The organism is Pseudomonas sp. FW305-E2, assembly GCF_058782925.1.
The window spans coordinates 1-24,510 of the sequence record NZ_JBYSYE010000038.1; the positions used below are offsets into that span (position 1 = coordinate 1).

At 60.9% G+C, this 24,510-nt stretch carries 22 protein-coding genes and 1 pseudogene; 12 read left to right on the forward strand and 11 right to left on the reverse strand.

The window, feature by feature from the left end; all coding sequences use genetic code 11:
- Positions 1 to 85: 85 nt before the first annotated feature.
- Both AC3WLP_RS22000 and AC3WLP_RS22005 read right to left on the reverse strand, forming a co-directional pair.
- On the reverse strand, positions 86 to 1,633 hold the full coding sequence (locus AC3WLP_RS22000) for an AmpG family muropeptide MFS transporter (protein ID WP_012053644.1): 1,548 nt from the start codon (positions 1,631 to 1,633) through the stop codon (positions 86 to 88).
- Between the two features lie 43 nt (positions 1,634 to 1,676).
- Positions 1,677 to 2,030: an MGMT family protein gene (locus AC3WLP_RS22005; protein WP_010952470.1), complete on the reverse strand. Its 354-nt coding sequence runs from the start codon at positions 2,028 to 2,030 to the stop codon at positions 1,677 to 1,679.
- A 164-nt stretch (positions 2,031 to 2,194) separates the two neighbouring features.
- Between AC3WLP_RS22005 and AC3WLP_RS22010 the strand changes: the two genes are divergently transcribed.
- From AC3WLP_RS22010 to groL, 5 genes are all read left to right on the forward strand, one after another.
- Positions 2,195 to 3,205 (forward strand): DUF481 domain-containing protein, encoded by a 1,011-nt coding sequence (locus tag AC3WLP_RS22010; protein ID WP_012053643.1) that lies wholly within the window; start codon positions 2,195 to 2,197, stop codon positions 3,203 to 3,205.
- Between the two features lie 82 nt (positions 3,206 to 3,287).
- The gene (locus tag AC3WLP_RS22015) at positions 3,288 to 4,019 is read left to right on the forward strand and encodes a HugZ family pyridoxamine 5'-phosphate oxidase (protein ID WP_012053642.1); all 732 of its coding nucleotides are present in this window, start codon (positions 3,288 to 3,290) and stop codon (positions 4,017 to 4,019) included.
- A gap of 65 nt (positions 4,020 to 4,084) precedes the next feature.
- Positions 4,085 to 4,546, forward strand: coding sequence for an FxsA family protein (locus AC3WLP_RS22020; protein WP_003251903.1), 462 nt, complete (start codon positions 4,085 to 4,087; stop codon positions 4,544 to 4,546).
- Positions 4,547 to 4,789: 243 nt separating this feature from the next.
- Positions 4,790 to 5,083, forward strand: a complete 294-nt coding sequence (locus AC3WLP_RS22025) for a co-chaperone GroES (protein ID WP_003251905.1) — start codon at positions 4,790 to 4,792, stop codon at positions 5,081 to 5,083.
- A gap of 50 nt (positions 5,084 to 5,133) precedes the next feature.
- Positions 5,134 to 6,774 carry a chaperonin GroEL gene (gene groL / locus AC3WLP_RS22030; RefSeq protein ID WP_003251907.1) on the forward strand — a complete coding sequence of 547 codons (1,641 nt, stop codon included), beginning with the start codon at positions 5,134 to 5,136 and terminating at the stop codon, positions 6,772 to 6,774.
- Between the two features lie 126 nt (positions 6,775 to 6,900).
- On the opposite strand, the gene pyk is transcribed toward groL, so the two are convergent.
- Complete coding sequence (pyk, locus tag AC3WLP_RS22035; protein ID WP_003251912.1) at positions 6,901 to 8,355, reverse strand: pyruvate kinase; 1,455 nt, start codon at positions 8,353 to 8,355, stop codon at positions 6,901 to 6,903.
- 180 nt (positions 8,356 to 8,535) lie between these two features.
- Between pyk and AC3WLP_RS22040 the strand changes: the two genes are divergently transcribed.
- The 3 genes from AC3WLP_RS22040 (at position 8,536) to sbcB (ending at position 10,896) form a co-directional block, all read left to right on the forward strand.
- Positions 8,536 to 8,922 carry a tol-pal system YbgF family protein gene (locus AC3WLP_RS22040; protein ID WP_003251914.1) on the forward strand — a complete coding sequence of 129 codons (387 nt, stop codon included), beginning with the start codon at positions 8,536 to 8,538 and terminating at the stop codon, positions 8,920 to 8,922.
- A 123-nt stretch (positions 8,923 to 9,045) separates the two neighbouring features.
- Positions 9,046 to 9,405, forward strand: a complete 360-nt coding sequence (locus tag AC3WLP_RS22045) for a PilZ domain-containing protein (RefSeq protein WP_012053641.1) — start codon at positions 9,046 to 9,048, stop codon at positions 9,403 to 9,405.
- 57 nt (positions 9,406 to 9,462) lie between these two features.
- Entirely contained in the window at positions 9,463 to 10,896 is a 1,434-nt protein-coding gene (sbcB, locus tag AC3WLP_RS22050; protein ID WP_003251919.1) for an exodeoxyribonuclease I, read from the forward strand.
- 72 nt (positions 10,897 to 10,968) lie between these two features.
- Here sbcB and mvaT read toward each other — a convergent pair whose 3' ends face one another.
- Positions 10,969 to 11,346 (reverse strand): histone-like nucleoid-structuring protein MvaT, encoded by a 378-nt coding sequence (gene mvaT / locus AC3WLP_RS22055; protein ID WP_003251920.1) that lies wholly within the window; start codon positions 11,344 to 11,346, stop codon positions 10,969 to 10,971.
- Between the two features lie 284 nt (positions 11,347 to 11,630).
- On the opposite strand from mvaT, the gene purU reads away from it, so the two are divergent.
- The gene (gene purU, locus AC3WLP_RS22060; RefSeq protein ID WP_088513329.1) at positions 11,631 to 12,482 is read left to right on the forward strand and encodes a formyltetrahydrofolate deformylase; all 852 of its coding nucleotides are present in this window, start codon (positions 11,631 to 11,633) and stop codon (positions 12,480 to 12,482) included.
- 231 nt (positions 12,483 to 12,713) lie between these two features.
- Here purU and gpgF read toward each other — a convergent pair whose 3' ends face one another.
- From gpgF to AC3WLP_RS22085, 5 genes and pseudogenes are all read right to left on the reverse strand, one after another.
- Complete coding sequence (gpgF, locus tag AC3WLP_RS22065) at positions 12,714 to 13,706, reverse strand: glucosaminyl phosphatidylglycerol flippase (RefSeq protein WP_003251923.1); 993 nt, start codon at positions 13,704 to 13,706, stop codon at positions 12,714 to 12,716.
- Entirely contained in the window at positions 13,703 to 14,467 is a 765-nt protein-coding gene (gene gpgD / locus AC3WLP_RS22070) for an N-acetylglucosaminyl phosphatidylglycerol deacetylase (RefSeq protein WP_012053638.1), read from the reverse strand. The genes gpgF and gpgD overlap by 4 nt, the downstream gene beginning before the upstream one ends.
- Positions 14,460 to 15,581, reverse strand: a complete 1,122-nt coding sequence (gene gpgS / locus AC3WLP_RS22075) for an N-acetylglucosaminyl phosphatidylglycerol synthase (protein WP_088513330.1) — start codon at positions 15,579 to 15,581, stop codon at positions 14,460 to 14,462. The genes gpgD and gpgS overlap by 8 nt, the downstream gene beginning before the upstream one ends.
- A 165-nt stretch (positions 15,582 to 15,746) precedes the next feature.
- Positions 15,747 to 16,511 (reverse strand): methyl-accepting chemotaxis protein, encoded by a 765-nt coding sequence (locus AC3WLP_RS22080; protein WP_370588296.1) that lies wholly within the window; start codon positions 16,509 to 16,511, stop codon positions 15,747 to 15,749.
- A 93-nt stretch (positions 16,512 to 16,604) separates the two neighbouring features.
- Positions 16,605 to 17,621, reverse strand: a pseudogene (locus AC3WLP_RS22085) (cache domain-containing protein); the annotation flags it as partial.
- A 169-nt stretch (positions 17,622 to 17,790) separates the two neighbouring features.
- Here AC3WLP_RS22085 and AC3WLP_RS22090 point away from each other — a divergent pair.
- On the forward strand, positions 17,791 to 19,266 hold the full coding sequence (locus tag AC3WLP_RS22090; RefSeq protein WP_012053636.1) for a helicase HerA-like domain-containing protein: 1,476 nt from the start codon (positions 17,791 to 17,793) through the stop codon (positions 19,264 to 19,266).
- A 105-nt stretch (positions 19,267 to 19,371) separates the two neighbouring features.
- On the opposite strand, the gene AC3WLP_RS22095 is transcribed toward AC3WLP_RS22090, so the two are convergent.
- Together AC3WLP_RS22095 and AC3WLP_RS22100 are read right to left on the reverse strand one after the other, a co-directional pair.
- Complete coding sequence (locus AC3WLP_RS22095; protein ID WP_003251935.1) at positions 19,372 to 20,844, reverse strand: inorganic phosphate transporter; 1,473 nt, start codon at positions 20,842 to 20,844, stop codon at positions 19,372 to 19,374.
- Between the two features lie 315 nt (positions 20,845 to 21,159).
- Positions 21,160 to 21,360 carry a hypothetical protein gene (locus AC3WLP_RS22100; protein WP_003251937.1) on the reverse strand — a complete coding sequence of 67 codons (201 nt, stop codon included), beginning with the start codon at positions 21,358 to 21,360 and terminating at the stop codon, positions 21,160 to 21,162.
- Positions 21,361 to 21,838: 478 nt separating this feature from the next.
- Here AC3WLP_RS22100 and pcaR point away from each other — a divergent pair, with 478 nt between their 5' ends.
- Both pcaR and pcaK read left to right on the forward strand, forming a co-directional pair.
- The gene (pcaR, locus tag AC3WLP_RS22105; protein WP_088513331.1) at positions 21,839 to 22,714 is read left to right on the forward strand and encodes a pca regulon transcriptional regulator PcaR; all 876 of its coding nucleotides are present in this window, start codon (positions 21,839 to 21,841) and stop codon (positions 22,712 to 22,714) included.
- 320 nt (positions 22,715 to 23,034) lie between these two features.
- Positions 23,035 to 24,381 (forward strand): 4-hydroxybenzoate transporter PcaK, encoded by a 1,347-nt coding sequence (gene pcaK, locus AC3WLP_RS22110; protein ID WP_088513332.1) that lies wholly within the window; start codon positions 23,035 to 23,037, stop codon positions 24,379 to 24,381.
- The last annotated feature ends 129 nt before the right edge of the window (positions 24,382 to 24,510 follow it).

A 24,510-nucleotide genomic window follows, 5' to 3' on the forward strand; every position in this document is an offset into this window, starting at 1 on the left:
GGGTAAACCCGCTCCTACACCGGGCCGCGCTGCCTTGTAGGAGCGGGTTTACCCGCGAAGAGGCCAGCACAGGCAATACAAAGTTTCAGGGCCGCTCAGCCACCGAGTGGTCGTCCGCCACCGGCGTTCCCCGCCCGGCTTCCTGATGCCACTGCAGGGCGATCAGGATCAGCGTAGGCACCCCCAGCAGCGCCGTGATCAGGAAGAAGTCGTGGTAGCCGAACTTCTCCACAATAACGCCCGAATACCCGCCGATCAGCCGCGGCAACAGCAACATGATCGAACTGAGCAGCGCGTACTGGGTCGCCGAGAACTTCAGGTTGGTCAGGCTGGACAGGTAGGCGACAAAGGCCGAGGTAGCCATGCCGGAGCTGAAGTTGTCCAGCGAGATGGTCACCACCAGCATTTCCAGGTTCGGCCCCATGTCAGCCAACATCAGGAACAGGATGTTGGTGCCGGCAGAGGCTACGCCGCCAATGAACAGGATGGGCATGATGCCGAAGCGTACGATCAGCAGGCCGCCAACCCCGGCGCCGACCAGGGTCATGATCAGGCCGAAGATCTTGCTGACGCTGGCAATCTGGTCCTTGGTGAAGCCCATGTCGATATAGAACACGTTGGCCATCACCCCCATCACCGTGTCCGACATGCGATAGGTGGCGATCAGGCCGAGCAGCAGCAGAGCCTGCCAGCGGTAGCGGGTGATGAAGTCGTTGATCGGGGTCAGCACGGGGGCCAGGCCGCGACGGCCGAGGCTCGACAGGCAGGCCCAGGTCAGCAGCACGTAGAGGATCAGGCGCAGGAAGGCGCGGTCTTCCAGCAGCAGGTCGAGCGGCGTGGCATCACCGGAGACCACGCTGGACCAGCCGGTATTGAACATCTGGGTGAAGCTGGCCGGTACCGAGACCAGCAGGATGATCAGCACGAACACCGAAGCCATCTGGTGCACCAGCCCGTAGCGCGCTGCCGACAGTTGGGTGCGCATGGGCACTGGCGGTTCGCGCATGACCAACGTGGTGAACAGGGCGGGCAGCATCATCACCCCGAACATCACGTAAGTGCCGGCCCAGGCCTTGTGCAGGTAGCTGAAGCCGGTAGAGCCGAACCACTCGGCGAAGAACAGGGCACCGGCCGTGGCGAGCAAGGCAGCCACCCGGTAGCCGGCCATGTAACTGGCTGCGAGCGCGGCCTGGCGCTGGTCGTCAGCGATTTCCAGGCGGTAGGCGTCGACAGCAATGTCCTGGGTAGCCGAGGCGAAAGCCACCAGTACGGCCATGGCAATCAGCCAGGAGAGATGCTGTTGCGGGTCGCACAGGCTCATGCCGACCAGCCCGATCACCACCAGCGCTTGCGACAACAGCAGCCACGAACGCCGGCGCCCGAGGCCGCCAAGCAGCGGCAAGCGCCATTGGTCGAGCAGCGGTGACCAGACCCACTTGAAGGCGTAGGCCAAGCCAATCAGGCTTGCATAACCGATGGTTTCACGGGCAACGCCGGCTTCGCGCAACCATACCGACAGGGTCGAAAACACCAGCATGTAGGGTAGGCCGGCGGCGAAACCGAGTAGCAAAAGTACCAATGTTGACGGGCTGGCATAGGCAGCAAGCGCAGCGCGCCAGGTTTTACGGGGCATGGGCCAACATCTGCCTCAAGTTTTCGAAAACAAAGCGCGCACTCTAACCGCTGTGCTCCATTGGGCGCCAGCCATGGCGCGTCATATCCACACGATTGTTGCTTACATTCACACCTTCTGCGCGTAACCGCGCCCGTTGTTCATCGCCCGACGGGGTGCCCAGCGCCAGGCTCAGCCGGCCACCTGCACCAAGCACCCGGTGCCAAGGCAGGCGTGTGTCTGCAGGCAACTGCCCCAGGGTGCGCCCAACCCAGCGCGCCGCACGGCCAAGCCCTGCCAGTTCGGCCAGTTGGCCATAGCTCACGACCTTGCCGGGTGGCACTTGGCCCAGTACTGAATACAGCGCCGTTCGTCGGCCCTCGGCCGAATCGAGGGCGTGCTCATATCCATCAGACATCTCGCCCGCCTTGGGCTGCAGATGAAACCGGACCGGTGGTCTGGTCAATGAGAGTTGAACTCAACGGCATACTCCCGGTCTGTCCTTGCTCTGGTCGTGGGTATCTGGATAATGCCCGGCTTTTTCGTCAAATCGAACCCATAGTCCGCAAACAAAGCCCGTTTATGAATTCTAGATCCTTGTTGTGCCTTCTTGCTGTTTCCCTGTGTGCCTCTCCGGTGTTCGCCGACACTGTGTGGATGAAGAACGGTGACCGGCTAAGTGGCAAGATCAAGGTATTCGACGGCGGCAAGCTGCTGCTGGAAACCCCTTATGGCGGGTCCATCGCCCTGGACTGGAAACAGGTCCAGACGCTGGAGAGCGACCAGGAGATGCTGGTCAAGCAGGACGCCTACAGCGGAGAGAAAGCCAAGTCGCTCAAGGCGGCAGAGCCAGGCAAGGTGACCTTGGCCAATGGCGAGGCACCGAAGACGGTGGAACTGGCCAGTATCGAGCAGATCATGAAGCCCAAGCCGCTGGTCGAGGATTTCGTGTGGAAAGGCAATGTCGACGTGGCCCTGGATTACAAGCGCGCCGAGAACGACACCGACGATTACGACGTAGGCTTCAAGACCACCGCCCGTCATGGCCGTTGGCGGCACAACGCCGAGGGTGAGTACAACCGCGAGACCAAGGACGACGTCACCACCACCGACAACTGGAGCGCCGAGTACGCGCTGGACCGCTTCATTACCGAGAAGTGGTTCTGGCAGGGGCGTGCGGAATACAAACGCGATCGCATCGAAGACCTGGCCCGCCAGCGCACCGTGGGTACCGGCCCGGGTTACCAGTTCTGGGACGATGAGCTGGGCGCGTTCTCGCTGGGCTCACTGATCAACCGTACTGACTTCGAGTATCAGGACGGCGGCAAGGATAATTTCTATTCTGCGGCCGTGAAGTGGGATTACACCCGATACCTGATCGGCAAGAACGTGCAGCTGTTCACCAACGGCGAGTTCGCCAAGCCGCTGGGTGGCGTGGCCGACTACTCGCTGGATGCCGAGGTTGGCCTGCGCTACAAGGTCACCGAGTGGGCCTCGCTGAACCTTAAGGCGGAGAAGGATATCATCACCGGCACGCGTGAAAGTGACCTGGACAAGACACGCTATACCGCGGGCTTCGGCGTTACCTGGTAAGGCGTCTGGATGCAGGTCAGTGGCACAGGCAGCTGATAATGCTTATCTTGTCCCGAACCCGTCCGCCAGGAGCCGCCCTCAAGTGAGTACCAACGCCATCCGCCCCGCCCGGGAACTGCTGCTCAAGGAATACCGCGGCGTGCTTTCGACACATTCCAGGTCGATGCCTGGCTACCCCTTCGGTTCGGTCGTGCCGTACTGCCTGGACGCTCAGGGCAACCCGCTGATCCTGATCAGCCGCATTGCCCAGCACACCCATAATCTGCAGAAGGACCCCAAGTGTTCGCTGTTGGTGGGTGAGCGCGAGGCTGAGGATGTGCAGGCGGTAGGGCGCCTGACGGTGATGGCCGAAGCGCACAAGCTGGTCGACGAGGCCGTCATCGAGGCCGCCGCCGAACGCTATTACCGCTATTTCCCGGATGCGGCCAACTACCACAAGGCCCACGACTTCGATTTCTGGGTGCTGCAACCGGTGCGTCACCGTTACATCGGCGGCTTCGGTGCGATCCACTGGCTTGACCATGTCACCTTGGCCAACCCGTTCGCGGGCAAGGCCGAGGGGAGCATGATCGAACACATGAACAGCGATCACGCCAGTGCCATTGCCCACTACGTCGAATTGACCGGGTTGCCACAGCACGTACCGGCGCAGATGGTTGGGGTAGACAGTGAAGGCATGCACCTGCGCATCGGCCAGGCCGTGCACTGGTTGCCTTTCCCCACTACTTGCAACACGCCGACACAAGTCCGCGAGGCCTTGGTTTTGCTGGCTCGCGCCGACCATTGGCCGCTTGTGATGCAAGCCGAGGGTTGAAATCCGGAGCGCAGGCATCCATGTGAGGTCTTATTGGAAGGTTATCTTCCGTCGAGGAACCCTTGATGCGTGCTTTTCTACTGCTGTTTCTGATTTTTCCTGTGCTGGAGCTGTTCGTCTTCGTGAAGGTCAGCGCGGCAATCGGTTTCTTTCCGGCGTTGCTGCTGATCATCGCCGGCTCCGCCTTGGGCGTACTGGTCATGCGGGTGGCCGGCCTGGCGACTGCATTGCGCGCCCGTGAAAGCCTGCAGCGCGGTGAATTGCCCGCCGAGGACATGTTCCAGGGCATGATGCTGGCCGTGGGTGGTGGCCTGTTGTTGCTGCCCGGCTTCATCAGCGACGTGCTGGGTGTGCTGTGCCTGCTGCCATTCACCCGCCGCCTGGCAGCGCGCAAGATGCGCGAGCGTGCCGAGGCCCAGGCCATGCGCCAGCGTGCATTCCAGGACGACCCCTTCCAGGCGCAGCCGCGTGATGGCGGCCACCGCCCGAACGTGATCGAAGGCGAGTACGAGCGCCGCGACAAGTAAGAAGGACCGGGGCCGCACAAGCGGCCCCGGTTTTTTTTGGCCTGATGAAAATTTTTCTATCTCGAGCCTTGTAATTGGATGTGGCGGCCTCATGTATGTGGTCACCGCAAGGTTTCTGGTGGCAACACCAGACATTACACAGGTGGTTCGCTCACAGCGGGCCGCCCCCGGCAACGCCGGACAGCATCAAAACCGCCGGTGTCGAACCGGCCGATGAAAACCACAATTTGGGAGAGATCGACAATGAAACTTCGTCCTCTGCATGACCGCGTAGTCATCCGTCGCAGCGAAGAAGAATCGAAAACCGCTGGCGGTATCGTCCTGCCGGGTTCGGCCGCTGAAAAACCAAACCGCGGCGAAGTTGTAGCCGTCGGCACCGGTCGCGTCCTGGACAACGGCGAAGTTCGCGCGCTGGCCGTGAAAGTGGGTGACAAAGTGGTTTTCGGCCCGTACTCGGGCAGCAACACCGTGAAAGTCGATGGCGAAGACCTGCTGGTCATGGCCGAGAACGAAATCCTCGCCGTTGTTGAAGGCTGATTTCCCCCCGACTTCCCGTTACTCCAAAGTTTTTCAAGGATTAAACGATCATGGCTGCTAAAGACGTAAAATTTGGTGATTCCGCCCGTAAGAAAATGCTGGTTGGTGTCAACGTTCTGGCTGACGCGGTAAAAGCGACCCTGGGCCCGAAAGGCCGTAACGTGGTACTGGCCAAGAGCTTCGGCGCGCCGACCATCACCAAGGACGGCGTTTCCGTCGCCAAAGAAATCGAGCTGAAAGACGCTTTCGAAAACATGGGCGCCCAGCTGGTCAAGGAAGTTGCTTCCAAGGCCAACGACGCTGCCGGTGACGGCACCACCACCGCTACCGTTCTGGCTCAGGCCATCGTCAACGAAGGCCTGAAAGCCGTCGCTGCCGGCATGAACCCGATGGACCTGAAGCGCGGTATCGACAAGGCCACTGCTGCCGTTGTTGCCGAGCTGAAGAACCTGTCCAAGCCATGCGCCGACTCCAAGGCCATCGCCCAGGTAGGTACCATCTCTGCCAACTCCGACAACTCCATCGGTGAAATCATCGCCGAAGCCATGGAAAAAGTCGGTAAAGAAGGCGTGATCACCGTTGAAGAAGGCTCGGGCCTGGAAAACGAACTGTCCGTCGTAGAAGGCATGCAGTTCGACCGCGGCTACCTGTCGCCGTACTTCGTCAACAAGCCGGACACCATGGTTGCCGAGCTGGAAGGCCCGCTGCTGCTGCTGGTCGACAAGAAAATCTCCAACATCCGTGAGCTGCTGCCAGTTCTGGAAGCCGTTGCCAAGGCCGGCCGCCCACTGCTGATCGTTGCCGAAGACGTTGAAGGTGAAGCGCTGGCTACCCTGGTAGTCAACAACATGCGCGGCATCGTCAAGGTTGCTGCAGTCAAGGCTCCAGGCTTCGGCGATCGCCGCAAGGCCATGCTGCAGGACATCGCTGTCCTGACTGGCGGCCAGGTCATCTCCGAAGAAATCGGCCTGTCCCTGGAAACCGCTACCCTGGAGCACCTGGGTAACGCCAAGCGCGTCATCCTGTCCAAGGAAAACACCACCATCATCGACGGTGCTGGCGCTGACACCGAGATCGAAGCACGCGTCAAGCAGATCCGTGCCCAGATCGAAGAAACTTCCTCGGACTACGACCGTGAGAAGCTGCAAGAGCGTCTGGCCAAGCTGGCTGGCGGTGTTGCCGTGATCAAGGTAGGTGCCGGCACTGAAGTTGAAATGAAAGAGAAGAAAGCCCGCGTTGAAGACGCCCTGCACGCTACCCGTGCAGCCGTTGAAGAAGGCGTGGTGCCTGGCGGTGGTGTTGCCCTGGTTCGCGCCCTGGCTGCCATCGTCGACCTGAAAGGCGACAACGAAGACCAGAACGTCGGTATCGCGCTGCTGCGTCGCGCTGTTGAATCCCCGCTGCGCCAGATCACTGCCAACGCCGGTGATGAGCCAAGCGTGGTTGCTGACAAGGTCAAGCAAGGTTCGGGCAACTTCGGCTACAACGCCGCTACCGGTGAATACGGCGACATGATCGAGATGGGCATCCTGGACCCAGCCAAGGTTACTCGCTCGGCGCTGCAAGCTGCTGCTTCGATCGGCGGTCTGATGATCACCACCGAAGCCATGGTTGCCGACCTGCCGGAAGACAAGCCAGCTGCTGGCATGCCTGATATGGGCGGCATGGGTGGCATGGGCGGCATGATGTAAGCCAGCCTTACCCCCTGCACCATCAAAAAGCCCCGGTTCGCGAGAACCGGGGCTTTTTGTTATTCCAGTCGGGGCCTCTTCGCAGCACAAGGCTGCGCTTGAGCCTTGTGCTGTGAAAAGCGTGGATCAACCGACCAGCGGATCACCCACGTGCAGGATCTTCATGCCGTTGGTGCCACCGATAGTGTGGTAGCTGTCACCTTTGGTCAGGATCACCCAGTCACCTTGCTCCACCAGGCCACGTTTGAGCAGTTCGTCGACCGCTGCCTGGCTCACCTTGTCGGCCGGCAGCGCGGCCGGGTCGAAGGCAATCGGATACACGCCACGGAACATCGAGGCGCGTGCCTGGGTGGCGCGGTGCGGCGACAGGGCGAAGATCGGTACATGCGAACGCAGGCGCGACATGATCAGCGGGGTGTAGCCGCTTTCGGTCAGGGCGATGATCGCCTTTACGCCCGGGAAGTGGTTGGCAGTGTACATGGCCGCCAAGGCGATGCTTTCGTCGCAGCGCTGGAAGGTGGTGTGCAGGCGATGGCTGGACTTCTGGCTGGTCGGGTGCTTTTCGGCACCCAGGCAGATGCGTGCCATGGCCTGGACCGCTTCGATCGGGTAGGAACCGGCGGCGCTCTCGGCCGACAGCATCACCGCATCGGTGTTGTCCAGCACGGCGTTGGCCACGTCGGACACTTCCGCGCGGGTCGGCATCGGGTTCTGGATCATCGACTCCATCATCTGAGTCGCCACGATCACGGCCTTGTTGTTGCGGCGGGCGTGCTGGATGATCTTCTTCTGGATAGCGATCAGCTCGGCGTCGCCGATTTCCACGCCCAGGTCACCACGGGCAACCATCACAGCGTCGGAGGCGGCGATCAGCTTGTCGAGGGTCTCGTCATCGGCAACTGCTTCGGCGCGTTCGATCTTGGCCACCAGCCAGGCGCTGCCGCCGGCTTCGTCACGCAGCTTGCGCGCGTATTCCATGTCGCTGGCGTCACGCGGGAAGGAAACGGCCAGGTAGTCCAGGTCCATTTCCGCAGCCAGTTTGATGTCGGCCTTGTCTTTTTCGGTCAGGGCCGGTGCGGTCAGGCCACCACCTTTACGGTTGATGCCTTTGTGGTCCGACAGCGGGCCACCGATGATCACCACGCAGTGCAGGGCGTCTGCAGTGGCGGTTTCGACGCGCATGACCACACGGCCATCGTCGAGCAGCAGTTCGTCACCAACGCCGCAGTCCTTGACCAGGTCGGGGTAGTCGATACCGACGATGTCCTGGTTGCCTTCGGTCAGCGGGTGGGCGGTGGAGAAGGTGAACTTGTCACCGATCTTCAGTTCGATGCGCTTGTTGGCGAACTTGGCGATGCGGATCTTCGGACCCTGCAGGTCGCCCAGCAGTGCAACATGGCGGCCGTTCTTGGCGGCGATGTCACGGATCAGGCGCGCGCGGGCCTTGTGCTCGTCCGGCGTGCCGTGGGAGAAGTTCAGACGTGCCACGTCCAGGCCGGCGAGGATCAGTTGTTCGATCACTTCCGGCGAGTTGCTGGCGGGGCCAAGGGTGGCGACGATTTTGGTGCGGCGGATGCTCATGCACAGACTCCTATAGTGAAGCGCAGCGAAAGGCTACTCCTGAATCTCGCTGTAGTCATTGTTCCGTTGCACTACCTGCGACCAAGGCAGGGTGGCATTTGAACGGGGCAGGGTATCCTTGCAAAAGGGTGTGAAGATTTGCAGGCAAACGCCGATACACTGGCATCAAAGGAGATCCCCATGCGAGCCCTGATCGTTTTAGCCTTGGCCGCCAGCGCCGTCGGCTGTACCCGCTGGTCCATGGACCACCATCTGAACAATGCCTACCGCGCCTACGACCGCGGCGATTGCGCACGGGTCATGCTCGAACTGTCGCAGGTTGATCGCACCAGCCGTGCCCGGCCGTTCATCCACCCCGAAGTATCACTGCTGCGCGGCCAGTGCCTGGAGCGCCAGGCGTTGTACGTGGACGCGGCGCAAACCTATCAGTACCTGATCCAGCAGTACCCGGGCAACGAATATGCCTATCGCGCCCGAGCGCGCCTGCAGACGCTGGAAAAACTCGGCCATTTGCGCGGCGCAGAAACGGCCGTGGCCAATCCGGTGACGACCGTACCTTGGCGCTAACACAAAGGTGTGGTTTATTTCACGGGATTTGCTGCGCGTGCTGCGCTAATCTGTAACTCAGCTGTTACAACAACCGCCAGTACCTAGTATTCCTGGCATCAGGTACGGAATACACTCGCGATCATGTTTAACAAGCGCCACATCGAACGTCATCAGCTACCTTGTGTCCTCAAGGTGTTCAACCGCTTTACCGGTCAGGAGATCGGTCAGCTAGGCAATGCCTCTGAAAATGGGTTGATGGTCATCAGCCAGCTGCCCGTGTTGGTCGGGCCTGATTACGAGCTGCAACTGCGTATGCCCCTGCCTGGCGGCGGGCACCAGTTCGTCAACCTCACGGCCAGTTGCCTGTGGTGCCGCGAGGACCAGACGCCTGGGCACTACGATTCGGGCTTCATGCTGCTGCAGTCTCCGCGCGAGTACGATGATTTCGTACGTTCGTTGCGCGACTATTTCAGTTTCCGCCCCGCGAACGCTCCCGTCTGAACGTTCATTTTTCAGAATCGCGCTAGAATCGGGTCGACCTCGATACAGGACGACCCCGTGACCTCCAGCATTTTCTGGCACGACTATGAAACCACCGGCATCAACCCGCGCTGCGATCGGCCGCTGCAGGTGGCCGGCGTGCGCACTGACTTCGACCTCAACGAAATCGACGAGCCAATCAGCCTTTATTGCCGACCGTCGGACGACATCCTGCCGCACCCGGCGGCCTGCCTGGTGACAGGCATCACGCCACAACTGTTGGCGGAGCAGGGCCTGTGCGAAGCCGAGTTCATGACTCGCGTGCACGCCCAGCTGGCGCAACCGGGTACCTGTGGTGCCGGCTACAACACCCTGCGCTTTGACGATGAAGTGACCCGCTACAGCCTTTACCGCAACTTTTTCGACCCCTATGCCCGTGAATGGCAGGGAGGCAATAGCCGCTGGGACCTGATCGACATTGTGCGCACCGCCTATGCCCTGCGCCCGGAGGGCATTGAATGGCCGCAGCAGGACGGGCGCACCAGCCTGCGTCTGGAGCTGCTGAGCAAGGCCAATGGCATTGACCACGGTCATGCCCACGAAGCGCTTTCCGACGTGCGGGCAACCATTGCCTTGGCTCGCCTGATTCGGCAGAAACAACCCAAGTTGTATGACTGGCTGTTTCAACTGCGTAGCAAGCATAAAGTGATGGAGCAGATCCGTCTGTTGCAGCCACTGGTGCATATATCCGGGCGTTTTTCGGCGGCGCGCAATTACCTGGGGGTCGTATTGCCACTGGCCTGGCACCCGCGTAATCGCAATGCACTGATTGTCTGCGACCTGCATCAGGAAACCCTACCGTTACTGCGGGAAAGTGCTGAAGTTTTGCGTCAGCGCTTGTACACCCGGCATGATGAATTGGCTGAAGGTGAATTACCGGTACCGCTCAAATTGGTGCAGATCAATCGTTGCCCGGTAGTGGCGCCGCTGTCGGTATTGCGCCCGGTCGATCAACAACGATTGGGCCTGGACTTGACGTTGTTACAATCGCGCGGCGAACAATTGGCCAATCAACAGGCGCAATGGCAAGAAAAGCTGGAGCACATCTATGGCAAGGACGAGTTCGCTCCGAGCGAGGACCCGGAACAGCAGTTGTATGAGGGTTTTATAGGTGACCGCGACCGGCGCTTATGCGAGCAAGTTCGTGCGCTGGAACCGGCGCAGTTGAGCCATGGCCACTGGATGTTCGATGATCCGCGTTTGCCGGAGCTGTTGTTTCGCTACCGGGCACGTAACTTCCCTGAAACCTTGACCCCCGAAGAGCGGCAACGTTGGTATGGCTTCTGCCAGCAACGCCTGAGCGACCCGCAGTGGGGCGCGCCGAATACCTTGGGCGACTTCGAACAGGCACGCCAGCAAGCCTGGGAGGGCGCCGACGAGGCGGGCAGGCGAGTGTTGGAGGCCTGGCAACTGCATGCTCGACAATTGCAGGAGCACTATTCAATCGGCTGATGGCCGGTAAACAAAAACGCCGGCAGTGTGCCGGCGTTTTTGTTGTGCGAAGCAAGAGGCGTATGCGGATAATCAGTCCAGCAGGGTTGCCCAGCTTTCAACCACATCGCCGCCCCAAGTGGCTTTCCACTCTTTCAGGGTCTTGTGGTTGCCGCCTTTGGTTTCGATCACTTCACCGTTGTGCGGGTTCTTGTATTGCTTGACCTTGCGTGCGCGCTTGGTGGCGGTAGTCTTGACCGAACCACGAGGTGCCTTGCTCAGTTTCGATTCTGGATCGAGCAGGGCAATCACGTCGCGCAGCGACTTGGAGTACTCGCCCATCAGTGTGCGCAGTTTGCCTTCGAACTCCAGTTCTTTCTTCAGCTTGTCATCCTGCGACAGATTGGCCAGGCGGGCCTGAAGTTCCTTGATGGCTTCTTCGGTAGCGCGGTACTCGTTGATCAGGGACATGGAGTGTTCCTTAATGCGTGTTCAGAAATGTGTGGGGCAATAATAGACAGCCCCTACTCGCAAGTAAACATAAGATTGGGCAATTAACTGTTAATTAAGCTGTGACAGCATTTCTCTACGTGAACAAATTTTTACATATGCCCCGTGCGTTTCCTCTTGTCTGTCAGGCAGCGCCCGTGTGGCGTTTTCGGGCCTGCATATGCAATCGCGGCAGCGATCAATACTGCGTTTTTTCTGGCGGGCCGCTAGAATAGGCGCCTTTGCGAAGTTCTGGAGTCTCATTCATGCGCACCTATCGTCTGGTGATCGCCTGCCCCGACCGTGTAGGCATCGTGGCGAAAGTCAGTAATTTCCTGGCCTTGTACAATGGCTGGATCAACGAAGCCAGCCACCACTCCGATGAGCAGAGCGGTTGGTTCTTCATGCGTCATGAAATCCGCGCTGAATCGCTGCCGTTCGGTATCGAAGCCTTCCGTGAGGCGTTTGCGCCGATCGCCGAAGAGTTCTCCATGACCTGGCGCATTACCGACTCGGCTCAGAAAAAACGCGTGGTATTGATGGCCAGCCGTGAGTCGCACTGCCTGGCAGACTTGCTGCACCGCTGGCACACCGATGAGCTGGACTGCGAGATCCCTTGCGTCATCTCCAACCACAACGACCTGCGCAGCATGGTCGAGTGGCACGGTATTCCGTTCTTCCATGTTCCGGTCGACCCCAAAGACAAGGCCCCGGCCTTTGCCGAAGTGTCGCGCCTGGTGCAGGAGCATGCCGCCGACGTCGTGGTGCTGGCCCGCTACATGCAAATCCTGCCACCACAACTGTGCCGGGACTATGCCGAGAAGGTGATCAACATCCATCACAGCTTCCTGCCGTCGTTCGTCGGCGCCAAGCCTTACCACCAGGCTGCCCTGCGTGGGGTGAAGCTGATTGGCGCGACGTGCCACTACGTCACTGAAGAGTTGGATGCCGGCCCGATCATCGAGCAGGATGTGGTGCGTGTCAGCCATGCCGACAGCATCGATGACATGGTCCGCTTTGGCCGTGATGTGGAGAAGATGGTGCTGGCCCGTGGCCTGCGTTATCACCTGGAAGACCGTGTGCTGGTGCATGGTAACAAGACTGTGGTGTTCGACTGACACCGTCCGGCTTGCTGTGAGGTGCTGGGCTGCTGCGCAGCCCTGTCGCGACAGGGGCGCAGAGCGCCCCGGCAATCTTGGGTGAAACGGCAATGACCAAGCAACGCAACAATCCCGTCGCCTCACCTCCACCGATCCTTGGCGAAGGCTGCCTGGCCCGCTACGACCCTGAAGCCCTGGATGATACGGATGGCACCGACTTCCCCGGCGCCGCCGAACTCTGGCAACAGCTCAACCCGCCTGACGCCGCCAGCGCTCCAGCAACGGACGTCCCAGCAGGCACACAAACACCGGCCCCCCAGCCAGCAGATAAAAGTAGTAAGTAACCGCCCGCCATATAAGGATTGCTGCAGCTGCGGTCGAGCTGCCTACCAAGGGTGTCAACAGGCTGGCCGACGTCAGCTCGGCGGCCCCGGCCCCGCCAGGCAGCAGACTGAATTGGCCGGCGCTGAGCGACAGCATCTGCACCAGGAAGCTGGGAATCCACTGCAGGTCTACCCCCAAGCCCCGCAACACCAGGTACAGCACGCTGTAGCGCAGCCCCCAGTGGATGCAGGTCAGGGTGAACACAAGGCTCAGCCTGCGCTTGGGCAGGCGCCAGGTCTGCGCCAGTGCTGCAACAAAGTGCAGCAGTTTGCGCGCCCAGCGACGTTTGCGCGGCTGGCCCATCCCCATGCGCTGCAACAGCCTGCCGTTCATGCGCATTATCGGGCGCCGGTAGCGCAACAGCCCGATCACCCCGGCCAACGCTGTGCACAGCAGTAACGCACTGCCAAGCAACATGCTTTCCTGGCTGCGGCCCAGGCTGTGGAACAGCGCGTAGCCGGCAATCGCCAGCATTGCGCAGAAGAAGAACACCAGGTCGTTCAGCTGGTCCATGGCAAAAACGGCGCCGCTGCGCGCCGGGCGGATGCGGTCTCGCGCCAGCAGGGCCATCAGGGTCAGCGGCCCACCACTGCCGCCAGGGGTGGTGCAGATGGCAAACTCGGTGGCCATGACCACGCCGAGGCTGCGAGCATGGCTCAACTGTTTTGCCTGCTCACCCAGCAACAGGCGCAGGCGCAGCGCATTGATGACCCAGCACAACAGAATCATGCCTAGCAGCATGAGCAGCAGGTGCGGGTCGAACCGGCTCAGCCTCGGCAGCAGCTCGCTACCACCCAGCAACGCTGGCACCAGCGCTGCCCCCAGCAGTGCCAGCGCCAGCCAGGCCCAACGCTTCATGCTGCCCCCTGGCGCTCCAGCCAGGCAGATTTGGTCAGCGGTTCGCGGCCATCCTTCACCAGTGTTTCCAGCGTTCGCAACCAATAGTCTCGGGATGAGCGATGACGCATGTCTACAGGGTGCAGCCCCAAGCGCAATGTGCTCGCGCCTCGCCAGCGCCTGCATTGCCAGTCGCACAGCGTGCGGGACAATGTGCGACGCCATGCGCTCCGTGCGCTCCAGACCAGGCCTGGCGCATCAATGGCTGTAAAGTCTGGCAACCGGTACAGATGCTGCGGTGTACTGGTGTATTTGAGTGGCAGGCGGCACAGGGCTTGCCGCGTGCCCTGGCTCATGAGCCAGGCCGGTGCGACAAAGCCTGCCACAGGCCAACCTTGGCTCTCGAACAGCGCCAGGCCCTCCTGTAGCCGGGTAAGCGCTTCGTTCTCATCAAGGCCGTAGAACTCGCCTTCATGGGTATAAATGCGCCGCATGAAGTAGTCGATGGGGCTGCGCGGTGCGGGGCCTTCGTCAGCATGGGCATAGCCGTGAAGCGCCAGTTCGTCACCTTTGGCAAGGCGTTCGTCCAGGAGGCGGCAGAACGAAGGTGCCTGGTGCAGCGGATTGCGTCGATGGAAGTCCGGGACCACCAGCCATGTCATTGGCACGTGGCCCAGTGCGTCCACGGCCCTTACGAACGGTTCATAGTCCGGCCAGGTTTCCGGGGCAACATCGTGCAACACCAGCATGAGGCTGCGCTGGCTGGCGGAGGGCTCAAGCATGGGCGCGCACCTGCGGCTGGTGGCCGAGCACGGCCTGGTAGTGCTGGAGCAGGCCAGCTACCACGTTATCCCATGAATAATGTTGCTCTACATGGTGGCGGGCCTGCAGGCCGAGCTCGCGGGTACCCGCCTCGAACGCCTCGCGCACGGCGCACGCCATGGCCCGACCATCGTTGGGCGTGCACAGGCGGCCACACTGTTCGTTGATGATTTCAGGGAACGCACCGGCGCGCACGGCCACCACAGGGGTGGCGCTGGCCATCGCTTCGAGAATGACCAGGCCGAATGTTTCCTGGTCGCCAGCATGCACCAGCAAGTCGGCGCTGGCGATCAGCCGGGCCACCTCGGCAGACGGGCAGAAGTGATCGATGACGCTGACGTTGGACGGCACGTTGGCCGGCATGTTCGAGCCTACCAGTAACAGGTGGTAGGGGGCGCCGAGTTGCTGCATGCAGTCAAGCAGCACCGGCAGGTTCTTCTCCCGCGAGCCGCGGCCGGCAAAGATCAACAGGCGGCTGGTGTCGGGAATGCCCAGTTCGGCACGCACATGTGGGTCGCGCCGGGAGGGGTGGAAAGTGGCAAGGTCAACGCCCAGCGGCTGCACATGGACATCGCGCACGCCCAAGCGGCGTAATTTGTCGGCCATCACCTGGCTGGGGGCCAATACCCGATCAAAATTGCCGTATAGCTTGCTGACGTAGGCCTCGACATTGGGTGCGAACCAGTTGCCCATGCGGTTGCTGACCAGTAACGGCAGGTCGGAATGGTAGAAACCGATCACGGGCACGTCGAGCTGGCGCCGCGCTTCCAGCGCCGCCCAGGCGGTCAGGTAGGGGTCGCCAACTTCAATCAGGTCGGGTTTGAGCGTGCGCAGTGTATTGCACCAGGGGGCCAGGCGTACCGGAAAGCGGTAGCCCTTGCCAAACGGCAAGGGTGGCGCAGGTACCTGATAGATGCCATCGCCGTGTTGGGCGCTGGCACCGGGAATCAACAGGCTGTGGCGTACGCCGTGAATGGCGTCGAGACGGTGATGTTTGGCATCAAGATAGGTACGTACGCCACCGCTGGCCGGGGCGTAGAACATGGTGATGTCGGCGATGTGCACGATCAGCATCCCTCCGGGATCGTCTTCGGGTCTGTCATCCGGCGTTGAATGGCCGGCGATGAAACGCCTAAAGGTGGACCTATCAGAAGGATAGTTTGTTCGATCGGTTTGAGAGGGGGAGTGCGCAATGCCTGGAGCAGCACAAGGCTGCTCCAGGTGAAGGTGTAGCCTTTATCAGATACGGAAGCTGCCCACCAGGTGCTTCAGGCGGCCAGCCTGCTGCTCGAGGTCGGAGCAGGCGCGCAGGGTCGCTTGCAGGTTCTCCACGCCTTCCTGGTTGAGCATGTTGATCTCGTTGATGTCCATGTTGATCGCCTCGACCACGGCGGTCTGCTCTTCGGTGGCAGTGGCCACCGACTGGTTCATGCCGTCGATCTCGCCAATGCGCACGGTAACGCTGTCCAGTCGCTCACCCGCCTGGTTGGCGATCTGCATGCTGTCCTGGCTGTGGCGCTGGCTCTGGTCCATGGTGTCGACCGACTCGCGGGCACCGACCTGCAGCTCTTCGATCATGGTCTGCACTTGCTGCGCCGACTCCTGGGTGCGGTGCGCCAGATTGCGCACCTCATCGGCGACCACGGCAAAGCCACGCCCGGCCTCACCGGCGCGGGCCGCTTCGATGGCGGCGTTCAGCGCCAGCAGGTTGGTCTGCTGGGAAATGCTGGTGATCACTTCCAGGATCTGGCCGATATTCACGGTCTTGCTGTTCAGTGTCTCGATGTGCGCGCTGGAGGTGACGATCAGGTCGGACAGGCGGTTCATCGCGGCAATGTTGCGCTCGACCACTTGCTGGCCTTCTTCGGCCAACAGGCGCGCGGAGCTTGCATGCTGCGAGGCCTGGGCGGCGTTGCCGGCGATTTCCTGAGCCGCAGCGCCCAATTCATTGATGGCGGCGGCGACACTGTTGGTGCGGTTGGACTGCTCGTCGGAGTTGGTCATCGACGAGTTCGAAGCGCTGATCACCCGCAGGGCTACTTCGTTGACCTGCTCGGTGGCCGAGGACACTTCGCGAATGCTGCTGTGAATGCGCTCGACGAAGCGGTTGAAGGCGTTGCCGAGGACACCGAATTCGTCGTGGTTGTGGATGTGCAGGCGCTTGGTCAGGTCGCCTTCACCTTCGGCAATGTCTTCCATGGCGCGGGTCATGGTGTGCAGCGGCTGCATCAACACGCGGATCAGCAAGCCGAGCAGGCCGATGATGATCACCACTGCCACCACCGTGGCGATCACCGCCGAGGTGCGGAAGGTGCTGAGCATCGAGAAGGCCTTGTCCTTGTCCACCGACAGGCCGATGTACCAGTTTGCCGACGGCAGGCCGGTAATCGGGCTGAAGGTCAGCAGGCGGGTCTGGCCCTCGCTTTGCACTTCGGTCAGCTCACCGGTCAGTTTCGGCGTGCGCTGCGGGAACAGGTCCGACAGCGATTTCATGACCAGATCCTTATCCGGGTGTACCAGGATCTTGCCCTGGTCGTTGACCAGGAAGGCGTATCCCATGCCGCCGAAGTTCAGCGAGTTGATGATCTGCACCAGGCCGTCCAGGGCCAGGTCGCCGCCGACCACGCCCACGCTGCTGGAGACCTTGCTGAGGATACCAATGACCATCTTGTTGGTGGTCATGTCGATGTAGGGTTCGGTCAGCGTCGCGCCGCTGGCGTTCATGCCGTCCTTGTACCAAGGGCGGGTGCGCGGGTCGTAGCCGTCGGGCATCTTCGCGTCCGGGCGTACGCTGAAACCGCCGTCGACTTTGCCCAGGTAGACCGTGAGGAAGCTGGATATCAGCGCATTCTGACCCATCAGGGTTTCGGCGTTGGCTGGGTCCTGGGCAATGTTCTGCGCCAGGTTCTCCACCAGCTTTATCCGGCCCTCGAACAGGTTGCGAATGTTGGTCGACGTGGAGGTGCCCATTTCAGCCAGATAGTTTTCCAGGTCCTCGCGGATCGCATTACGCTGGAGGTAATCGTTGTAGAGGGTGAAAAGGCTGAAGGCGAGTATCACGATCAGTGATGCCGCCAAAAGAATCTTGTGGCTGAAACGAAGGCTTTTGTTCATGGCGTAATCGGTTCCGCTAAGGTTTTATATCAGGCGTTCGCACGAGTGGAGCCGTAGGTTGTGCAACATCCCGAAAAGTCCCTTTTCGGCTGTTCCTCTCTAATTAAGGCGAATAACACCCACAGGTATCGGCCGAATTAAGCTAAAGCTTGAGCAGAGGATTAAAGAGATGTCGGAATTTTCGACCATCGTTGTAGGCGCGGGCCCGGATGGCCAGCCAGTCGGGCAAGCAATGCGCCTGGCCAACCGCCACGGTCTGGTGGCTGGCGCAACCGGTACTGGCAAGACCGTCACCCTGCAGCACCTGGCGGAGGTGTTCAGCGACGCGGGGGTAGCGGTGTTCGCCGCCGATGTCAAAGGCGACCTCTGTGGCTTGGGTGCTGCTGGTGCGCCACAAGGCAAGGTGGCTGAGCGCATCGCCGGCATGCCGTGGCTGGGGCATACGCCCAAGGCCTACCCGGTGAGCTTGTGGGATATCGCCGGGCTGTCGGGCCACCCGCTGCGCACCACCCTCAGTGAAATGGGGCCGCTGCTGCTGGGCAACTTGCTGGAACTGACCGACAGCCAGCAGGCGGCGCTGTATGCAGCATTTAAGGTGGCCGACCGCGAAGGCCTGCTGCTGCTGGACCTCAAAGACCTCAAGGCCCTGCTGGCGCATCTGAAGGACAACCCGCATCTGCTTGGCGAAGACAGCGCGCTGATGACCACGGCCTCCACCCAGGCTTTGTTGCGCCGGCTCGCTACGTTGGAGCAGCAGGGCGCCGAGGCACTGTTTGGCGAGCCGGCATTGCAACTGGAGGACCTGCTGCGCCCTGATCCGGATGGCCGTGGACGTATCCACCTGCTCGATGCCAGCCGATTGGTGCACGAGGCACCCAAGGTGTACGCGACGTTCCTGTTGTGGTTGCTGGCCGAACTGTTCGAGCAGTTGCCCGAGCGCGGTGATGCCGACAAGCCGGTGCTGGCGCTGTTCTTCGATGAAGCACACTTGCTGTTCAACGGCACGCCCAAGGCGCTGCAAGACCGTCTTGAGCAAGTGGTCCGGCTGATCCGCTCCAAGGGGGTGGGGGTCTATTTCGTTACCCAGTCGCCGGGTGACTTGCCGGACGCGGTACTGGCCCAGTTGGGCTTGCGCATTCAGCACGGCTTGCGGGCGTTCACGGCCAAGGAGCAGAAGTCGCTGCGGGCGGTAGCCGATGGTTTCCGTCCCAACCCAACATTCGACACCCTGGCGGTGCTTACCGAACTGGGTATTGGCGAAGCGCTGGTGGGTACGTTGGAAGAAAGGGGCACACCGGCCATCGTGCAGAGGGTGCTGGTTGCACCGCCGCAGTCGCGTATCGGGCCACTGAGTGCGGCTGAGCGCAGTGCGCTGATTGCGGCTTCGCCATTGTCGGGGCGCTATGACAAACCGGTGGACCGTGAGTCAGCCTATGAAATGCTGAGCCAGCGTAAGGGCGAGCCGGTGGAACCGGCGCCGCAACCGAAGGCGGATGAAGAGAGTTTTGCCGACAAGGCGGGTGAGTTCTTGCAGAGTGCAGCGGGGCAGGCGATCAAGTCAGCAGTGCGCCAGGCCGCTAACCAGTTGGGGCGGCAGTTGGTGCGCGGGTTGATGGGGTCGTTGTTAGGGGGCAAGAAAAGGTAGTCTTCCTGCGCCGCGCCCATACCCTTGGTAGCACAAGGCTGCTTCGGCAGGCATAACGGCTATGAAAAAGGCGCCCGAGGGCGCCTTTATTCATTGCGGTGTCACTCAGCCAATGGCTTTGGACGCCAGCCAGAACAGGCCGGCCGCCAGGCCCATCGAGGCAGGCAGGGTCAGGACCCATGCCAGCAGGATGGTTTTCACAGTGCCGCCTTGCAGGCCACTTTTGTTGGCAACCATGGTGCCGGCCACGCCGGACGACAGCACGTGGGTGGTCGACACCGGCAGGGCGAATACGTTGGCCATACCGATGGCGCAGGCTGCGGTGATCTGTGCCGACATACCTTGGGCATAGGTCATGCCTTGTTTGCCGATCTTCTCGCCCACCGTCAATACCACGCGCTTCCAGCCAACCATGGTGCCCAGGCCAAGGGCCAGGGCGACGGCCACGATCACCCAGAACGGGGCGTATTCGGTGGTGGCGGTGAGGTCTTTGCGCAGTTTTTCAAGGTCGGACTTTTCACGGGCGTCCAGGCCTGGCAGCTTGCCAACCTTCTTTGCCGTGTCATCCAGGCACAACAAATAGCGGCGCACTTCAACGCGCTTCTCGGCATCGAGGCTGTGGTAGTCCGTCACGCCTTTCAGCGAGGTCTGCAGCGCAGCAATGGTCGGCTCGGTCTGCTGCGGGTTGCAACTGAACTGCTCCGGCAGATCGCTGGCCTTGGCCTTGCCCAGTGCCAGGAACTCGCCCAGGGTGGCGGCGTTACGCTGGTAGAACTGGCTCATGTGCAGGGTAGCGTCGCGAGTACGTTCGATCTGGTAGGTGGTGCTGTTCAGATCGAGTACGAACTTGGCCGGCACAATACCGATCAGCACCAGCATGATCAGGCCAATGCCCTTCTGGCCGTCGTTGGAGCCGTGCACGAAGCTCACGCCCATGGCGGAAACAACCAGGACCAGACGGTTCCAGAAGGGTGGGTGCTTCTTGTCATCGAGCTTGCGGCGCTGTTCCGGGGTTTTGTGCATCTTCGACAGCGGGCGCCACCATTTCAGGCCGATCAACACCAGGGCAGCAACGGCGAAACCGGCCATTGGCGAGACTACCAGCGACATGGCGATATCAATCGCTTTCTGCCAGTTGACGCCGTCGCCTAGCGGAATGTCGTTGATCAGGGCGTTGGCCAGGCCGACACCGAGAATGGAGCCGATCAGCGTGTGCGAACTGGAGGCAGGGATGCCAAAGTACCAAGTGCCCAGGTTCCAGGTGATGGCCGCGGCCAGCAACGAGAAGACCATGGCCAGGCCGTGTCCGGTGTTCACATTGATCAGCAGCTCTACCGGCAACAGGTGCACGATGGCATAGGCCACCCCTACACCGCCGAGCAGAACCCCAAGGAAGTTGAACACGCCGGAGAAGAACACGGCGAGGTGTGGCGGCATGGCTTTGGTATAGATGACGGTAGCTACCGCGTTGGCGGTGTCATGAAAGCCATTGATGAACTCGAAGGCGAGTACGAAGGTCAAGGCGAGCAGCAGGCTCACCAACACCCAGGCATCCAGTCCGCTGAATAAATCGATCATGAAGGTTGTCTGGCGGGTCATAGGGGGGCGGGATTATGCCAGAAAACCTTGGCAATCGATGCACCTGCAACAGACAGATGACCGCCTTCATGGTGCAACCGTGTCGTGCGGAGGGGGGCGCTCAAGGCGATAAATGGCGGTAAAAAATCACAAAATATGGCGAAATAAGGCCGAAATGTTGAGAAGTGGTCATTTCCCTAAAATTCAAACGGCCGTATGAAATTTGTGTGATTCCATTTCATCATCGGCCAGACAGTAAAGATCGACCTCGCCCGGGTGCACCGGGCGACGACACGCAGAGGGCGCCCCCGACGCTCAGGGGTTGTCGCTGCGCAGTTCTTTTTCGATGCGTTCCAGTTCCTGGCTGAAGGCCTGGTCACGAACGCTGGCACGCTTGCGCCAGGGTTTGCGTTCCGGATCCGGTTGTGCGGCGTATGTGGTGACTTCGCCACCATAAACATCCTTGTAACGTTCAGCCTGGCGCTCGAGTTCCGCGCGCAGTTCATCTTTCGTCACGTGCAGTACCTGAAATAAGTGTAATGACTGTTGTTATGCATTGTGCAACATGCATTTTGCCTTGCGGGCCGCAACGGCTTGATAAAGCGGAAGGTTCCATGACCACGGTAAGCGGAGGGCCTGCGCAATCGATTATAGCAACCGATAATTCGCCGATCATCGTTAATTTACTCAGCCCTGACATCATCTGGCGTAAATAGCAGGATGTGCCCGCGAACAGTTTGGACCTTTCGTACAAGTTAGAAAGGAATGACGGATAGAAGTTCGTTGCAATGTCAGGGCGGGCCGTAATGAAAAACGGCCTCGCCGAAAGGCGAGGCCGTTGCCTGGGGACTTCTACGGTGGGTACCTGACCAGTCTCTCCAAAGAAGCCACAAGTGGCATGAGAAAGGTATAAGCAAAAGTGTCGGCGGTCAATTGCGATTATCGGCCGTTTGTTCGATAATCGCACGAACCGGTGTTTTTTTTGAGGTGTGCGATGAGTAACGAAACCCTGGGCAACGATTCCGGCAATGCAGAGGTGGCGCGACCTGCTTCGGCTGCCATGGCGCCGCCGATCGTGGCTTCCCCGGCCAAGCGCATCCAGGCCTTTACCGGTGACCCGGACTTCATGACCTCGCTGGCACGTGGCCTGGCGGTGATCCAGGCATTCCAGGAGCGCAAGCGCCACCTGACCATCGCCCAGATCAGCCACCGTACTGAAATCCCTCGCGCAGCGGTGCGCCGTTGCCTGCACACGTTGATCAAGCTGGGTTACGCCACCACCGACGGGCGTACCTATTCGCTGCTGCCTAAAGTGCTGACCCTGGGGCATGCTTACCTGTCGTCGACGCCACTGGCAATTTCTGCCCAGCCGTACCTGGATCGCATCAGCGACCAGTTGCATGAGGCGGCCAACATGGCCACCCTCGAAGGCGACGACATCCTTTATATAGCCCGTTCGGCCACGGTCGAGCGGCTGATTTCGGTCGATCTCTCGGTGGGGGGACGCCTGCCGGCCTACTGCACGTCGATGGGGCGCATTCTGCTGGCGGCCATGGACGACACCAGCCTGCGTGAGTATCTGGAACGTGCTGATCTCAAAGCGCGCACCAGCCGCACCCTGAATGATCCCGAATCGTTGTTCGCCTGCATCCAGCAGGTGCGCGCCCAAGGCTGGTGCGTGGTGGACCAGGAACTGGAACAGGGGCTGCGATCGATTGCAGTGCCGGTGTATGACGCTTCGGGGCAGGTGTTGGCTGCCTTGAACGTAAGTACCCATGTTGGGCGGGTGACCCGCAGTGAATTGGAGCAGCGGTTCTTGCCGATTTTACTGGCAGCCAGTCGAGACCTTTGCCATCAGTTGTTTGGTTGAAACCGCAGGGAGCACGTTGCGGCCCCGGATCAGAACAGGCAAAACCGTTTCTTGTGCGATAAACGCACAGTGTCGTGCCGGGTGAATTGCTTCACCCCGGCCCGCTGATTAATGTCTCTCGCAACGGTCGGCTAGCCGACCGAACAAGAAAAACATAAGAGGCACTTACGCATGAATACTGTCACCTCGCTGCTGCGGCCGCACCCGCATGCAGTACCGTTGTATCCAGGCTGACCCAGGCCATATACCCCAATCATCGCCTTTGTACCGGTTACCCGCGTGCAATGGCCTGACTGTGTCCCTCATTCTGGATAACAATAATGAATCAAGCGCAAACCAACGTCGGCAAAAGCCTCGACGTTCAGTCGTTCATCAATCAGCAGCCGCTGTCCCGCTATCAGTGGCGAGTCGTGCTGCTGTGCTTTCTGATCGTCTTCCTCGATGGCCTGGACACTGCTGCCATGGGTTTCATCGCCCCGGCACTGTCGCAAGAGTGGGGAATCGACCGCGCCAGCCTTGGGCCGGTCATGAGTGCCGCGTTGATCGGCATGGTGTTCGGCGCCCTGGGCTCCGGGCCCCTGGCTGACCGTTTCGGCCGCAAAGGCGTGCTGGTGGGGGCGGTGCTGGTATTTGGTGGTTTCAGCCTGGCCTCGGCCTATGCCACCAACGTCGACCAGTTGCTGATACTGCGCTTCCTGACTGGCCTGGGCCTGGGTGCAGGCATGCCCAACGCTACCACGCTGTTGTCCGAATACACCCCGGAGCGCCTCAAGTCGCTGCTGGTGACCAGCATGTTCTGTGGCTTCAACCTGGGCATGGCGGGTGGTGGCTTCATTTCCGCCAAGATGATCCCGGCCTACGGCTGGCACAGCCTGCTGGTCATCGGTGGCGTGCTGCCGTTGCTGCTGGCGCTGGTGCTGATGGTCTGGCTGCCGGAGTCGGCGCGGTTCCTGGTGGTGCGCAACCGCGGCACCGACAAGGTGCGCAAGACCTTGTCGCCAATCGCCCCGCAAGTGGTGGCCGAGGCAGGCAGTTTCAGTGTGCCTGAGCAAAAGGCGGTGGCTGCGCGCAACGTGTTCGCGGTGATCTTCTCTGGCACCTATGGCTTGGGCACCGTGTTGCTGTGGCTGACCTATTTCATGGGCCTGGTGATCGTCTACCTTCTGACCAGCTGGCTGCCAACCCTGATGCGTGACAGCGGCGCGAGCATGGAGCAGGCGGCGTTCATCGGCGCGCTGTTCCAGTTTGGCGGAGTGCTGAGTGCAGTCGGCGTGGGTTGGGCCATGGACCGTTTCAACCCGCACAAGGTGATTGGCATTTTCTATCTGCTGGCCGGGGTGTTCGCTTACGCAGTGGGGCAGAGTCTGGGCAACATCACCGTGCTAGCTACGCTGGTGCTCGTTGCCGGTATGTGTGTGAACGGTGCGCAGTCGGCAATGCCATCGCTGGCGGCGCGCTTCTATCCCACTCAGGGCCGTGCCACAGGTGTATCGTGGATGCTGGGTATTGGCCGCTTTGGTGCGATTCTTGGGGCCTGGAGTGGTGCAACGCTGCTGGGCCTGGGCTGGACTTTCGAGCAGGTGCTGACGGCGTTGCTGGTGCCGGCAGCGCTGGCGACTGTGGGTGTGGTCGTCAAAGGGCTGGTCAGCCACGCCGACGCAACCTGAGGGAGAGGGCCGCGTTACGGCCCATTCGCAGCACAACGCCGCGTCGACTGGTGCGGCATTGTGCTGCGATCAGGGCGCACAGCTGCCCTGTGGTGGGCGTGGGCAGTTGCGCAACAAATGGTTCGTTAA